The sequence below is a fragment of the uncultured Sphingomonas sp. genome (genome assembly GCF_913774285.1).
Lineage (GTDB): Bacteria > Pseudomonadota > Alphaproteobacteria > Sphingomonadales > Sphingomonadaceae > Sphingomonas.
On sequence record NZ_CAJYHX010000028.1, the window covers coordinates 305,641 to 319,537 of the forward strand.

General features: G+C 69.4%; 12 protein-coding genes. 7 read left to right on the top strand and 5 right to left on the bottom strand.

Annotated elements, in window-relative coordinates:
- Window positions 1–2: 2 nt before the first annotated feature.
- Window positions 3–1,913, bottom strand: a complete 1,911-nt coding sequence (locus QZ670_RS15630; protein WP_294256957.1) for an ATP-binding protein — start codon at window positions 1,911–1,913, stop codon at window positions 3–5.
- 139 nt (window positions 1,914–2,052) lie between these two features.
- Complete coding sequence (locus QZ670_RS15635) at window positions 2,053–4,455, bottom strand: membrane-bound PQQ-dependent dehydrogenase, glucose/quinate/shikimate family (protein WP_294256958.1); 2,403 nt, start codon at window positions 4,453–4,455, stop codon at window positions 2,053–2,055.
- A gap of 244 nt (window positions 4,456–4,699) precedes the next feature.
- Here QZ670_RS15635 and QZ670_RS15640 point away from each other — a divergent pair, with 244 nt between their 5' ends.
- Genes QZ670_RS15640 through kdsA form a run of 3 tightly spaced genes read left to right on the top strand, consistent with a single transcriptional unit; the run spans window position 4,700 to window position 7,852 of the window.
- On the top strand, window positions 4,700–5,698 hold the full coding sequence (locus QZ670_RS15640; RefSeq protein ID WP_294256959.1) for a KpsF/GutQ family sugar-phosphate isomerase: 999 nt from the start codon (window positions 4,700–4,702) through the stop codon (window positions 5,696–5,698).
- Window positions 5,691–7,019, top strand: coding sequence for a hypothetical protein (locus tag QZ670_RS15645; RefSeq protein ID WP_294256960.1), 1,329 nt, complete (start codon window positions 5,691–5,693; stop codon window positions 7,017–7,019). Before QZ670_RS15640 ends, QZ670_RS15645 begins: the two co-directional genes overlap by 8 nt.
- A gap of 11 nt (window positions 7,020–7,030) precedes the next feature.
- Window positions 7,031–7,852, top strand: a complete 822-nt coding sequence (gene kdsA, locus QZ670_RS15650; RefSeq protein WP_294256962.1) for a 3-deoxy-8-phosphooctulonate synthase — start codon at window positions 7,031–7,033, stop codon at window positions 7,850–7,852.
- A gap of 12 nt (window positions 7,853–7,864) precedes the next feature.
- Here the strand turns inward: kdsA and QZ670_RS15655 are convergent, their stop codons facing one another.
- A complete protein-coding gene (locus tag QZ670_RS15655; protein ID WP_294256963.1) occupies window positions 7,865–8,089 on the bottom strand; it encodes a DUF3072 domain-containing protein in 225 nt (74 codons plus the stop codon).
- 132 nt (window positions 8,090–8,221) lie between these two features.
- Between QZ670_RS15655 and QZ670_RS15660 the strand changes: the two genes are divergently transcribed.
- The gene (locus tag QZ670_RS15660; RefSeq protein ID WP_294256965.1) at window positions 8,222–8,611 is read left to right on the top strand and encodes a four-helix bundle copper-binding protein; all 390 of its coding nucleotides are present in this window, start codon (window positions 8,222–8,224) and stop codon (window positions 8,609–8,611) included.
- Between the two features lie 39 nt (window positions 8,612–8,650).
- Here the strand turns inward: QZ670_RS15660 and QZ670_RS15665 are convergent, their stop codons facing one another.
- Both QZ670_RS15665 and QZ670_RS15670 read right to left on the bottom strand, forming a co-directional pair.
- A complete protein-coding gene (locus tag QZ670_RS15665) occupies window positions 8,651–9,325 on the bottom strand; it encodes a glycoside hydrolase family 11 protein (protein WP_294256967.1) in 675 nt (224 codons plus the stop codon).
- A 113-nt stretch (window positions 9,326–9,438) separates the two neighbouring features.
- Window positions 9,439–11,802, bottom strand: a complete 2,364-nt coding sequence (locus QZ670_RS15670) for a hypothetical protein (protein ID WP_294256968.1) — start codon at window positions 11,800–11,802, stop codon at window positions 9,439–9,441.
- A gap of 149 nt (window positions 11,803–11,951) precedes the next feature.
- Here QZ670_RS15670 and QZ670_RS15675 point away from each other — a divergent pair, with 149 nt between their 5' ends.
- The 3 genes from QZ670_RS15675 to QZ670_RS15685 all read left to right on the top strand — a co-directional run bounded on the left by QZ670_RS15675 (window position 11,952) and on the right by QZ670_RS15685 (window position 13,864).
- The gene (locus tag QZ670_RS15675; protein WP_294256970.1) at window positions 11,952–12,527 is read left to right on the top strand and encodes a sigma-70 family RNA polymerase sigma factor; all 576 of its coding nucleotides are present in this window, start codon (window positions 11,952–11,954) and stop codon (window positions 12,525–12,527) included.
- On the top strand, window positions 12,520–13,215 hold the full coding sequence (locus QZ670_RS15680; RefSeq protein WP_294256972.1) for an anti-sigma factor: 696 nt from the start codon (window positions 12,520–12,522) through the stop codon (window positions 13,213–13,215). Before QZ670_RS15675 ends, QZ670_RS15680 begins: the two co-directional genes overlap by 8 nt.
- An 85-nt stretch (window positions 13,216–13,300) precedes the next feature.
- Window positions 13,301–13,864: a fasciclin domain-containing protein gene (locus tag QZ670_RS15685; protein WP_294256974.1), complete on the top strand. Its 564-nt coding sequence runs from the start codon at window positions 13,301–13,303 to the stop codon at window positions 13,862–13,864.
- Window positions 13,865–13,897: the final 33 nt, after the last annotated feature.

The window sequence follows — 13,897 nt, forward strand, 5'->3', positions numbered from 1 at the left end:
GCTCAGCCGAGCAGGGCGTCTACCGCGTCCAGCAGTTCGCGCTCGCGGAACGGCTTGCGCAGCTGGGGCACGTCGCCGGGCAGGTCCTCCGCCGCGTCGGTATAGCCGGTGAGCAGCAGAAAGGGCTGGGGGAGGCCCGCATTGCGGGCGCGGGTGATGAACTCCCCGCCGGTCCCGCCGGGCATCATGTAATCGGTGATGACGAGGGCCGTTTCGGGCGCACCGGTAAGGGCGGCCATGCCCTGGCTCAGGGACTCCGCTTCGGCGACGAGATGGCCGTGCGCGCGCAGCACTTCGGCGGCGGCCTCGCGCACCGTGGGATCGTCGTCGACCAGCAGGATCTCGGCGGTGCGCGTCGGCCGGTCGCGGAGCGTGTCGAGCACCGGCGCGGGCGCGTCGGTCGCCGGCAGGATCAGCATTGCGCTGGTGCCCTGGCCCGGCGCGCTTTCCAGCACCAACCGCCCGGCCGATTGTTCGGCAAAGCCATGGACCATCGACAAGCCGAGTCCGGTGCCGCGATCGCCTGCCTTGGTGGTAAAGAAGGGCTCCATCGCCCGGCGCAGCGTGGCGGCATCCATGCCGCAGCCATCGTCGTGCACCGCCAGCGCCAGATAGTCTCCGCGGGCGAGCCCGCGCGCCTCGTCGCGGCGGGGCAGGCGGGTCTCGACGATGATCGTTCCGGCGGTCCGGCCGTCGGTCTTGATCGCATCGCGCGCGTTGATCACCAGGTTGAGCACCGCCAGCTCCAGCTGGTTGCGATCGGCGCGGACGGCAGGCAGGTCGGGCGCAGTGCGGATCGTGCAGGCGATGGTGGGGCCGACCGAGCGCTGGAGCAGCTCGTACAGATCGGCCAGCAGCGCACCGACATCGATCGCTTCGGGAGTCAGCGTCTGGCGCTTGGCATAGGCGAGCAGCCGCGCGACCAGCGTACGGGCGCGCTCGGCGCTGCTCGTCGCGCTGTCGATGTACCGGAGCGCCTTGGCATCCTCGCCGATCCGGGCGCGCAGCAGGTCGAGACCGCCGAGGATCGGCGTCAGCAGATTGTTGAGGTCGTGCGCGACGCCGCCGGTGAGCCGTCCGAGCGCCTCCAGCCGCTGCGCCTGCAGCGTCGCGGCCTGGCGCTGGCGGAAGCGGCCAAGCTCTCGCGCGAGCGCGAAGGCGAGCGCGGCGAACAGCGCCAGCGCGACGATGCTGCCGCCGATCAGCACGAGCTGCGCCTGGCGGGTGAGCGCGGCGAAGCTGCCTCGCGGCACCGCCACTTCGACGTGCCAGCCGGCTTCGGGCACGGTCGTCACCGCCGACCGCATTGCCTCCTGCTCGACCGATCCCGACTGGGCGATCACCGCGCCGCGCTTGTCGAAGATCCGCAGCCGCCATCCGGCGGGGATTTCCTCGGCATATACCAGGTGCTGCATGGCGGTGACCGGCACCACGGCAGAGACGACATAGGGCGCGGCGCCGTGATTGAGCACGGGCGCGCGCACCGCGAACGCGGTCAGGCCGGCACCGTGGATGACGTGGCCCACCTGCGGGCGGCGGGTGCGCACGGCGCGGGCGAGGCTGACCGGATCGACCACCTTGCCCAGCTTCCCCCCGATCGGCCGAGGCAGGTCGAGCAGGCGATTGCCGTCGGAATCAGCGACGCTGAGGGCGGCCCATTCGGGATGGTCTTCCAGTAGGCGCAGACCCAGCAGCGTGAAGCGCGGGCGATTGATGCCGCCGTCGAGTGTCGGCGAACGGCTGATCATCTTCACCGCGTCCATCGTCGCGGCGATTTCGCGTCCCACCAGCCGCGCAGTCGATCGGCTGGCGAGCGCGGCCTGGCGATCCAGCGCGGCGCGCTGCTCGCGCAGGGTCACCGCGCCATAGGCCGAGCCGAGCACGACGATCGGCAGCAGACCGGTAAGACCCATCAGGATCAGCGAGCGTCGCAAAGTGATCCGTCCCCGTTCTGCGGGCCGATCCTGCCCGTTCCGGATCAGGGGTGTATTTCACCGGGAAAGTCAAACCCATATCCTGGATCAATACGCAGAGCGTAACGACTCGGGAGAGTCACTGCGCACCCTTGGGCAGAGCATAGGCAACGATCGAATCGCCCCGCTTGGTGCCCAGCGAGCCATGGCCGCCCGCTGCGATGACAACGAACTGGCGGCCGCTCTTCGCAGACCAGTAGCTCATCGGTGTTGCCTGCCCGCCGGCCGGCAGGCGGCCGCGCCACAGCACCTTGCCGGTCGTCACGTCATAGGCGCGAAGATAGTAATCGAGCGCCGATCCCATGAACGCCACGCCGCCCGCGGTCAGCATCGGCCCGCCGAGCGAGGGCACGCCCAGCTTGAATGGCAGCGGCACCGGGGTCTGGTCGCGCGAGGTGCCGTTGCGGTGCTGCCACACGGTCTTGCCGCTCACCAGGTCGATGCCGGCGACATAGCCCCAGGGCGGCGCCTGGCACGGCAGGCCGAGCGCGGAAAGGAAGGGATTGAGCGCCACCGCGAACGGCGCGCCGGTGTTCGGGTTGAAGCCCTTGATGTCCGAGCCGCTGAAGTCCGAGCCGCCGGCCGGACCGCGCTGGCCGTGGGGCGCCGCATCCGATTCCTTGCGCGGCACCAGCCGATCGACGAACGCCATGTAATTGGGATGCGCGAAGGCGATCATGCGCACCGGATCGATCGCCATGCCGCCCCAGTCCATCACGCCGAAATTGCCGGGGAAGACCAATGTGCCCTGCTGCGAGGGCGGGGTGTAGGGCCCTTCGTAGCGCAGCCGCTTGAACTTGATGCGGCAGGCGAGCTGGTCGAACATGGTCGCCCCCCACATGTCGGCATCGGTGACGCGCTTCTTCTGCATCAGGCTGAGCGCGGATTCGGGCTGGGTGGGCGAGGTGCGGTCACCAGGCGCGGCGCCCTGCGGCACCGGGATCTCGCGCACCGGCACCACCGGCTGGCCCGTGCGGCGATCGAGCACGAACAGGTTGCCGGTCTTGGTCGACTGGATCAGCGCCGGCACCCGGCCCTTGCCGGGCAGGTTGAGGTCGACCAGCGCGGGCTGGGCAGGGACGTCCATGTCCCACAGGTCGTGGTGGACGGTCTGGAAGGTCCAGCGGACCTTGCCGGTCGCCGCTTCGAGCGCGATCACGGAGGTGGCGAAGCGCTCGGTCTCGGGCGTGCGGCGGCCGCCCCATTGGTCGATCGCGGCCATGCCGGTGGGGATGTAGACCAGGCCCAGCGCCGGATCGGCGGCGGCGATCGTCCAGCTGTTCGGGCTGGAGGGGGTGTAGCGGCCGGTGCCGGGCGCCTTGGGGGTGGTATCGTTGGGGTTGGCGGGGTCGAACGCCCAGACCGCGCGGCCCGTGTTCACGTCATAGGCGCGCACCACGCCCGAGGGCATGAAGGTCGTCTTGTTGTCATAGACCGCGCCGCCGAACACCGCGAGATTGCCGATGATGACGGGCGGCGAGGTGATCTGCCACCAGCCGCGCTGCTGGCCGGGCAGGCCGGGCCACACATCGACCTGGCCGTTGGTGCCGAAGCCGGGGCAGGGGCGGCCGCTGGCGGCGTCAAGCGCGATCAGCCGCGCGTCGTTGGTGCCCATGATCAGCCGGTTGTCGCACATGCCGCCGGTGCCGGGCGCCGCGCCGTTGCTGTGGTAGGAGACGCCGCGACAAGTGAGATGCTGCATCTCCTGCGAGGCGCGGATCTGCGGATCGTAGCGCCAGACCTGCTTGCCGCTCTCCGCGTCGAGCGCGAAGACGATGTTGTGCGGCGAGCAGAGATAGACGAGGTTGCCGACCTTGATCGGCGTCACCTCATAGGTGAACTCGTCCGGATCGGCGCTCGTCTTGAGGTCGCCGGTGTGGAATTCCCAGGCCTTTTCCAGCTTGGCGGCGTTCGCAGGCGTGATCTGGTCGATCGGCGACCAGCGATCGCCGCGCCACGAGCGGCCATAGGCGTTCCAGTCCTCCTTGGGCGTGCCGCCGAGCACGCTCGCCGGCGCGATCCCGCGCGCGCCGGGAAGTTCGCCGGTCAGGTCGTGCGGGTTGGTGAAGGCGGTGGCGAGCAGCACGAGGGCGGCAATGCCGAGGCTGCCGACCAGCGGCCAGGCGCGCCCCGGCCAGCGCGGCGAGCCCAGCCGCCGGGTGACGAAGGGCAGCGCCAGCACGATGCCGAGCGGCACGAGGATGTCGCCGCGCGGGGCGAGCGCCCAGAAATCCCACCCGGCCTCGGCCACCGCCCAGACCATCGTCGCGACCAGCAGCACCGCATAGAGCGTCAGCGCGGTCGCGCGCCGCCGATACAGCAGCCAGGCGGTAGCGAGCAGCGCCAGCCCGGCGAGCAGATAATAGATCGATCCCCCCAGCAGCGCGAGCCACAGGCCGCCGCCGCCGATCGCCGGGCCCACCAGCGCGAGGATCGCAGCCAGCACGGTGAGCAGGCGCGAGGATCGTTGCGGGTCGGCCATTGGGGTGCTCCGAGATCGGATCATGGGGGGAATGCCCGCCAAACGGGAGGCCGTGCCGAGGGTTCCGAGCATGTCCCGCACTAGGCAAGTTTTTCCTAGCGGCCCGCCCGGTCGGAAGGTGGCTGTTCCTATAAGAGACACTAGGGGCGTCTTGGCCCGGGTTCGTAACGGAGCAGGCATTGGCGGCATCCCCCTTGTCCGACGCGCATTCCTGCGGGCGGCCCACCGCCGGGGGCCGCGGGGCATGAAGCATACCGTGATTGCGCCGCACGCCGAGCTTGCTCCCGCGCCTGCACTCGCCTGGGCGGCCGAGGTGATCGCCGCCGAACGCCGCGCGCTCCAGACCTTCGAAGCCGCATTGCCGCCGTCGCTCGCCGATGCCGTGGCGGTGATCGTCGGGCAGGCAAGCCCGCTCACCTGCCTCGGCATGGGCAAGTCCGGCCTGATTGCCGCCAAGGTCGCGGCGACCTTCTCCAGCCTCGGCACGCCTGCCTATGCGCTCAACGCGGCAGAGGCGGCGCATGGCGATCTCGGCGCGGTGCAGGACGGCAATGTCGTGCTGCTCTTCTCGAACAGCGGCACCACCGACGAGATCCTGCGCATCCTGCCGGTGCTGAAGGGCCGGGCCTGCGTGCTGATCGGCGTGGTCGGCCGCCCCGACTCGCCGCTCGGCCGCGCGGTGGACATCCTGATTCCCGCCTGCACCACCTGCGAGGCCGATCATATCGGCATGGCGCCCACCGCCAGTACCACGCTGCAGCTGGCGATCGGCGATGCACTGGCAGTCACCGCCAGCCGCAGCCGCGGCTTCACCCGCGCCGATTTCCTTCGCCACCATCCCGCCGGGTTGCTCGGTCGGCAGTCGCTGCCGCTGCGCACGCTGATGCGCACCGGCGACGAATTGCCGGTGGTTGGGCCCAACGCACCGGTCGCGGATCTGCTCAGCACCATGTCGCGTGGCCGGATGGGGGCTGCGTGCGTGGTGCGGGAAGACGGCAAATTACTTGGCCTGGTCGTCGACGGTGACATCCGCCGGCACTTTCAGTCTCGCCGCGACGTCTACGACACCCCCGCCAGCACGCTGATGCAGCCGCACCCGCGCGTGATCGATGTCGCCGCCACCCTCGGCGATGCGCTGCTGCTGTTGCGCGAGCGCGAGGGCGGCTACTCGGTCCTGCCCGTGGTCGATGGTGCGGGCCTTTTGCACGGCATGCTGCATGCCAAGGACATGTTGAATGGCTAAGCCCCTGAAGATCGTTGCCTTCGTTCCCGCCAAGGGCAGCAGCGAGCGCGTTTCCGACAAGAACACCCGCATCCTCGACGGCGAGCATCTGTTCCGCCGCAAGCTGCTCCAGGCGCTCGATTGCCCGGCGATCAGCGAGGTCTGCCTCGATACCGAAAGCGCGGCGATGGCCGAGCTGGCGAGCGACCTGCCCGTCACCTGGCTCCAGCGCCCGGCGGAACTGGCGACCAACGCGACCGACGGGCACGGCATGTTCGCCTGGGAATGTGCGCAGCGCCCGGACGCGGACATCTGGATCCAGCTGCTCTGCACCGCGCCCTTCGTCACCGCCGACACGATCGGCCGGGCAATCGAGCGGCTGCTCGCCGATCCGGAGGCGGACAGCCTCGTCGCGGTCACCCGCGCCAAGCAATATTGCTGGGACGGGCAGGTGCCCGCCTATGGCACGGGCCGCATTCCGAACAGCGTCGAATTGCCGGAGACGATCGTCGAGGCGATGAGCCTCTACATCGTCCGCCGCACCGGCGAGGGCGCAGCGACGCGCCGCTTTGGCACGCGCCCGATCCTGTTCGATCTCGATCCGATCGAGCAGATCGACATCAACCATCATCATGACCTGGTGATCGCAGAAACGGTGGCCGCCGGCTTCCGCCAGGCGGAAGTGACGCGCTTCCGGGCCATGCTGCCGCATCTCTCGTCGCCGGTGCTGTCGGACATCCTCAAGGAGCGCGGCCACCGGGTGGTGCTGCCCAAGGCGCTGCGCCCGACCACGGGGGGCAAGTTCCTCGGCCGCGCCAAGACGCTTGAGCTTGCCGCGCTGCCCAACCGGCCCGATCGCGAGCCGGGCGGCGCGTGGAACGGCATCTACGGCGCGCTGCAATCCTATCGCTTCGTGCGGCCCGGCGACGTGATCATGGTCGCGACCGAGCTGCCCGATTTCGCCTATTTCGGCGACCTCAACGCCAATCTCGCGATCCGATCGGGTGCGGTGGGCGCGGTGATCGACGGGGCGACACGCGACACCGCCGACGTGCGCGCGCTGGGCCTGCCGGTCTATGCCCGCAGCCAGACCTGCGACGACATCAAATATGAAGGCACCGTCAAGGCGATGAACCGCCCGATCACCATGGGCGAGGTGCGCATCGCCAATGGCGACGTGGTCTTCGCCGATCATGATGGCATCGTCGCGGTGCCGCGGGCGCTGTGGCCCGAAATCGAAGCGGCGGCGTGGGACGTGCTATCCAACGAAGCCACCATTCGCATGCAGGCGGCGCGCGGCCGCGACGTGGATGCCATTCTCGCCGATTGCGGCGCGTTCTGATGGATTTGACGATGAAGACGGTCAAGGTCGGTGCCCTGGAGATCGCCAACGACAAGCCGTTCGTGCTCGTCGCCGGCCCCTGCGCGATGGAGAGCCGCGACCATGCCTTCTTCATGGCCGAGGCACTGACCACGCTGTGCGCCGAGCTCGGCATCGGCTTCCTCTACAAGACCTCGTTCGACAAGGGGAACCGCACCTCGATCGACGCGCCGCGCGGCATCGGCATGGACGCGGCGCTCAAGGTGTTCGCCGAGCTGAAGGCCGCGTTCGGCTGCCCGGTGCTGACCGACGTCCACGATGCCGGCCAGTGCGCGCCGGTGGCCGAAGTGGTCGACGTGCTGCAGATCCCGGCGTTCTTGTGCCGCCAGACCGACCTGCTCCTCGCCGCCGGCCAGACCGGCCGTGCGGTGAACGTCAAGAAGGGCCAGTTCCTCGCGCCTTGGGACATGAAGAACGTCGCCGGCAAGCTCGCCTCCACGGGCAACGACAACATCATCCTGTGCGAACGCGGGGCCAGCTTCGGCTACAATACGCTAGTCAGCGACATGCGGTCGCTGCCGATCCTGGCGGAGACCGGCTATCCGGTGATGTTCGACGCCACCCATTCGGTGCAGCAGCCGGGCGGGCAGGGCACCAGCTCGGGCGGTCAGCGCGAGTTCGTGCCGGTCCTCGCGCGCGCGGCGGTGGCGGTAGGCGTGGCGGCGGTGTTCATCGAGACGCACCAGGCGCCCGACACCGCCCCCAGCGACGGCCCCAACATGGTGCCGCTCGACCAGATGCGCGCGCTGCTTACCCGCCTCAAGGCGTTCGACACCCTCGCCAAGGCGGGCTGAGCCTGCCGCCCATCAGCGGCCGAGCTGTTCCTTGAGTGCATCGATCCGCTTCGAGGCCTCCGCCTTGTTGAGATCGCCCTCGATCGGCGTCTCGCCCGCTTCCTCGAGCAGCGTGGTGAGGTAGGAGGCCTGGGCGCCGGTCATCGGATCGTCACCCGAGACCCAGTCGTCGGGATCCTTCTCGGTGTTCGAGCCGGGATGTTCGTCGAGCTTCGGGTTATGCAGTGTCTCGGCCATGATCGCCTCCGGATGTTCCTGTTACGTTCGGTAACGGGCGGCGCATCGTGCTGGTTCCACGGCATTTCTTCTGAACCGTAGGATGCGCGAGCCGTTGGAGGCGAACCGATGCCGGCCAGCAAGGAGTCATCCATGTCGCTTGAGAAGATGATCGCGCTGCACCCCGATGTGGGCGCCGATGCCAATGCCCAACTCGCCAAGGCGGCGCGCCATGCGATGCTGTGTTCGCTGATGTGCACCAGCTGCGCCGATGCCTGCGTCGCCGAGGCGATGGACATGCGGCAGTGCGTGCGCACCTGTCTCGACTGTGCCGACGTCTGTGGGGCGACGGCGCGGCTGGCGACGCGGCGCACCGGGCAGAACATCGCGATGCTGCGGGCGATGCTGGAGACGTGCATCCGCGCCTGCGAGCTCTGTGCCGAGGAATGCGCCAAGCACGACCACGAACATTGCAAGCTCTGCGCGACAATGTGCCGCGAATGCGCCGAGGATTGCCGCGCGGCACTGCCGACGGTGCAATGAGCTTGGGCGGGAGGGCCGGGTGCCCTCCCACCCGTGCCGTCACTGCTGCCAGACGGTGACGTTGGAATTGCCGACGCTGCCGAAGCCTTCGGTCGCCAGCACCTGATAGTTCATCGTGCCGAGATTCATGCCGACATTGGCCCAGGCATTCACATGGTTGCGGAAGGTGATCGTGTTGTTGGTGCCGGTCGCCCGCTTGGCGGTCCGCACGCTCCAATATTGGTAGAAGGTAGCGTTGCCGATGATCGACGGCGCGTTGACCCGCTGGGTGCGGTAGATGCGGTAGCTGCCGCCATCGGTGTTCACCGTGCCGAGCTGCTGCGCATTGCCCGGCGGCGTGAAATTGCCCCAATTATCGACGACATAATATTCGACCAGCGGGTTGGTCGACCAGCCGTAGAGCGCGAGATAGCCGTTGTTGCCCGGCACGAACACGCCCGCATTATAGCCGACGACCCGGTTGATCGATCCCGTCTGCCAGCCCTTGCCCACGACGAGGTTGCCGCTCGATCCCAGGTTCCAGTTGACGCTGTAATTGCCGCCACTGCCGAGCGTCATGCACCCCGAACCGGAATCACGAAAGAAGGTGAAGAAGAACCCGTTGTTGGTGCCGGTCTGGTTCGAACAGATCGTTTGCGCTTGGGCACTACCGACCGCTACCCCCATCGCAAGCAACGATGGTAGCGCTATCAATTTGAGGGCCTTGACGATCATGGTTCCTTCTCCTCCGACGATGTGTCGATTGTTGTCACGTTTCTGCGTCGTGACGAGAAAGATCATGATCGACGCGCGGGTGAGTCGTCAACGTGCCCGAAAGATACTTCGGTTCATTTGGGAAGGGACACGCGCGCGATGGCCTCCGGCGCATCGTGGAGGCGCAAATATAACGTGCCCGTCGTCGGCGCGGGCACCGGGATCGTGCCGCCGACAAAGCCTAGCGGCACCGGCGTCGACCGGGCGAAATCGGGCGAATCGCTCAGCGCCGCGACGACGAACAGGTCCTGGCCGGCAAGCGTGCACGGCGCGCCGTCGCCCGGGCAGCTCAGGCCGGACAGTAGCGGCAGCCGGGCGAGGATGACCAAGGGCTGCCAGTCGCCGGGCGTGCCGTCCTGTACCAGCCGGTAGCGCAGCGGCCCCGCAATGCCGGCGCCCAGCAGTGCGCGCGGAGCGAAATGCGCGACCACCACATCGGCGCCCACACGCTGCAGCGCGCCGTCGCGGAATCCGAGTCGGGCGGTCGGGCCCTCGGCGCCGGCGATCTCGACGCCGCCGCCATCCCCCAGTGTGCCGCGAATCACCTTGAACGAGAAGTCGATCGACGCGTCGGCGGGCAGCACGCCGTCGGGCAGGGTGATCGGCAATGCGCCGGTGACCGGCTTGCCGCTCACCGCGCGGCTGAGCAGCGTCGCTACGGGGCGCGGCGCCGTCGCACGGACCGCCAGCTTGACGCTGCGGCCGTCACGGAGCCGCACCACCGCCTCGCCGTCACCGGCGGGGATCGGAGCCTCCGCCGTTAGCACCAGCCGGTCGCCGTCGCCGCCGCGCGACAGGGCGCCGGGCGCGAAGTGCAGCCCGTGCCAGTCGAGCCCGGCCACCTGGTCGAGCCGGGCGCCTTCCAGTATGCCCTCGGCATCGCCTTCGTGCACCACGAAGCGATCGAGCCGGCTCGCCTCCAGCCGGGCGACCAGCGGGATCGTGTCCGGCGGCGCGCTGCCGAAGCGGGCGATGTTCAGCGTCAGCGCGCCGGGCTTGGCGTCCTTGAGCGGCAGCGTCATGGTCAGCTCATCCTGGCCGGTCACCTTGAACGGCACCGGCGTGCGCGTGCCGGCCGCATCGCTCAGCGCGATCTGGCTGACGCAGAACGCCGCGCCGCCGCGCAGCACCAGCGGATGCTCGCGCCCGACGACGACGTTGCTGTCCGGCACCGCGCGCCACGCTCCCATCTTGTCGAGCTGCACCGGCAGCCGCGGTCCGGTGAAGGCATCGAAGCCCCAGCGCCCCTGCAGCACTGCGTTGGAGACCGTACCCAGGTCCGCCGGCACCGCGCCGTCCAGCTTCACGCCGCCCTTTTCGACATCGGGCAGCACGGGCACGTCGCGTGTCGCCCCTTCATTGCTGGTCACCCTTACCGACAGCGACCGCCCGAAATCGGTGGCGTACAGGAGCGGCGCGTCCTCCAGCGGCAGCACCAGATCGGGCTTGGCGAGGCACACCGGTGTCGGGCCGCCGGCCTGCCAGATCGGCGGCGTGGCGGGGCCGATCGGCGGCAGCGGTGCGGCCAGCACCGAACGCGGGCTCTGGAAGGAGGGGGCGGCGTTGAGCAGCAGCTTCAGCGTGTCGCCGCGGCCCAGCGCCAGCGCCGGCAGATACTGATATTGCGGGCTGCGAAACGCGCCGAACAGCTTGGCGACGTCGCGCGCCAGCCCGATATAGGAGCTGTAATAGCCGCCCCCCGCCTGGGGCGTCGCGGCGATGCTGTAGGCGAGGTCGGCGGGCGTGCCGGTCAGCGTCTCCGCCAGCGTGGTGCCGCGCTGGGTCTGCAGCACCAGCGAATCGCGATTCTGAGTAAGGCAGGCCGCCTGCAGCCCGCGCGGGCGCGACAGGCATTCGGCGTTGAGCTTAATCCGCAGCGCATTGGCGAGCACCGGCGCGGCGGTGGCGAGCCGCTCGGGCGCGGTGTCGCCGATCCGCGCGATGGCGGTGACGAACGCATCGAGCCGGGCGCGATCGAGCGAGGCCTGGAACAGATCCTGCGCCACCCGCACGAACACGCCCGGCCGCCCCCGCACCGCATCGCGCACTGCATCGAACCCGCCGCCGGTGTCGGGCGCGAGCAGCAGCACCGCCTGCTCGGCGCCCTCCGGCACCGTTAGCTCGAGCTTGTTCTTCTTTTTGCGCCAGGTCTCGGCGACGAAGAACCAGTCCTTGGGCGGCGGGTTGGTTGCGCCGCGCAGGAAGGCGACGACCAGCAGATAATGCGCGGCCTGGTCGGGCGGCAGCGCCGCCTCGGCCGTCACCTTGTCGCCCGGCTGGAGCGACGGGACCGCGCCGATCGGCAGTGTCGTGCTGCCCCGCGTCACCGTCAGCTTCAGGTCCGGTCCGACCAGGTCGAAGGCGTTCTGCTGGGCCTGGGCGGGGAGGGCGGCGCAGAGCAGCGCCAGCAGCATCGGGATCAGGGGAAGGCGAAGCATCGCGCCGCTATAGGGGAAGCGGGGCGGGCAGGGCCACCACCGACGCGACGAACCGCGACGTCGAGGCGCAGGATGGCCGCGTTGCTCGTCGCACGCGGCGCCCGTCACGCCGCGCTTGCTCCCCTTGCATGATTCGCTAGGTTGCGCGCGTGGCTTCTTCCACTCCTTCGGCCGGCGACGGCGCGCGCGCCCGGCTCGTCCAAGCGCTCGGCGAAGTCGCGAGCGGTGACCGCAAGGCGCTCAAAACCGTCTATGATCTGACGGCGGCGAAGCTGATGGGCGTCTGCCTGCGTATCTGCCAGGACCGCGAGGCCGCAGAGGATGTGATGCAGGAAGTGTATCTGAAGGTGTGGGACAGGGCAGGGCGCTTCGACGCGTCGCGCGCCAGCCCGATCACCTGGCTGTGCACGATCGCCCGCAACACCGCCATCGACTGGCGCCGCGCCCGCGGACTGGGCGAGACTGCACCGGTCGAAGCCGCGCTCGAACTGCCTGACGGCCGTCCCTCTGCGGAGACGCTGCTCGAAGCGGGGGAGACGCAGGCGCGCATCTTCGATTGCCTCGAGGCGCTGGAGGAAAAGCCGCGCGGGGCGATCCGCGCTGCCTTTTTCCAAGGCCGCACCTATCCCGAGCTCGCCGCCGCCGCCGCGGTGCCGCTGGGTACGATGAAGAGCTGGATCCGGCGCGGGCTGCTGCAATTGCGGGGGTGCCTCGGCGATGGCTGATCCGCTCCGCCTCGAAGACGAGGACATCGCGCTCGCCGCCGAACTCGCGCTCGGCTTGCTGGCGGCCGAGGATCTCGCCATTGCCCGCCGCCGACAACTGGCGGACCCTGCTTTTGCCGCTGCGGTGGAGCGCTGGGTGCTCGATTTCGCGCCGCTGGCGCTGGGCGGCGTCGATGCGCCCGTATCGGCCGGGCTGTGGCAGCGGATCGAGGCGCGGCTCCCCGGCGAGGATCACGGCACCGTCGTCGCGCTGCGCCGCTGGCGCGCCACGGCGATCGCGGCGAGCGCGGCCGCGGCAGTGCTGCTCGCGATCCTGCTGCTGCGCCCGGTGCCGCAGCCGGTGGTGCTGCCGCCGCCGCCGGTCGTCGTCGCGCAGATCACCGGTACCGCGGGTGCCGCCTTCGCCGCGCGCTACGATGCCGAGCAGGGCATGCTCCACGTCCGCACCGAAGCGATGCCGGCCAGCCGCCGCGCGCCCGAGCTGTGGGTGATCCCGGCGGGCGGCAAGCCGGTGTCGCTCGGCCTGGTTGCCGCACAGGGGAACCGCGACATGGCGGTGGCGCCGGCGCAGCGCGCGCTGCTCGCCGAAGGGGCAACGCTGGCGGTGACGATGGAAGACGCCGACACCGCGCCGCATGCCGGACCGAGCGGCCCGCCGGTCGCGGCAGGAAAAATCACCATTCTTTAAGAATCGCTGCATCCGGGGCGCCGGCCGTCCCGTAGCTCCGGCGCATCTCCGCAAAGAGGGGTGCGTAGCAAGAGGAAGCTAGAAGATGCGCAAGACCCGTCTCGCCTCGGTCACCGGAATCGTCGGTGCCGCGCTGCTCGCCACCGGCGCTGTTGCGGCCGTGCAGAAATTCCCGATGGTCGGCGGCGCCGCGATGTATCCGACCAAGAACATCGTCCAGAATGCGGTGAACTCGAAGGATCATACCACGCTGGTCGCCGCCGTGAAGGCCGCGGGGCTGGTCGACACGCTATCGGGGCCGGGTCCGTTCACCGTCTTCGCGCCGACCAACGCCGCCTTCGCCAAGCTGCCTGCCGGTACCGTCGACACGCTGGTGAAGCCTGAGAACAAGGCGACGCTCACCAAGATTCTCACCTACCATGTCGTCGCGGGCAAGATGAGTGCGGCGCAGATCGCGGCCAATGCCAAGGCGCATGGCGGCAAGGCGACGCTCACCACCGTCGAGGGTGAGCCGATCACGATCATGAAGGGCCCGAGCGGCGGCTGGTGGATCCAGGACGCCAAGGGCGGCAAGGCCAAGATCACCATCGCCGACGTGAACCAGTCGAACGGCGTGATCCACGTGATCGACAGCGTCCTCATGCCCTGACCGCTGTCGAGGGCCTCGCGCGCTCCCCCCTTT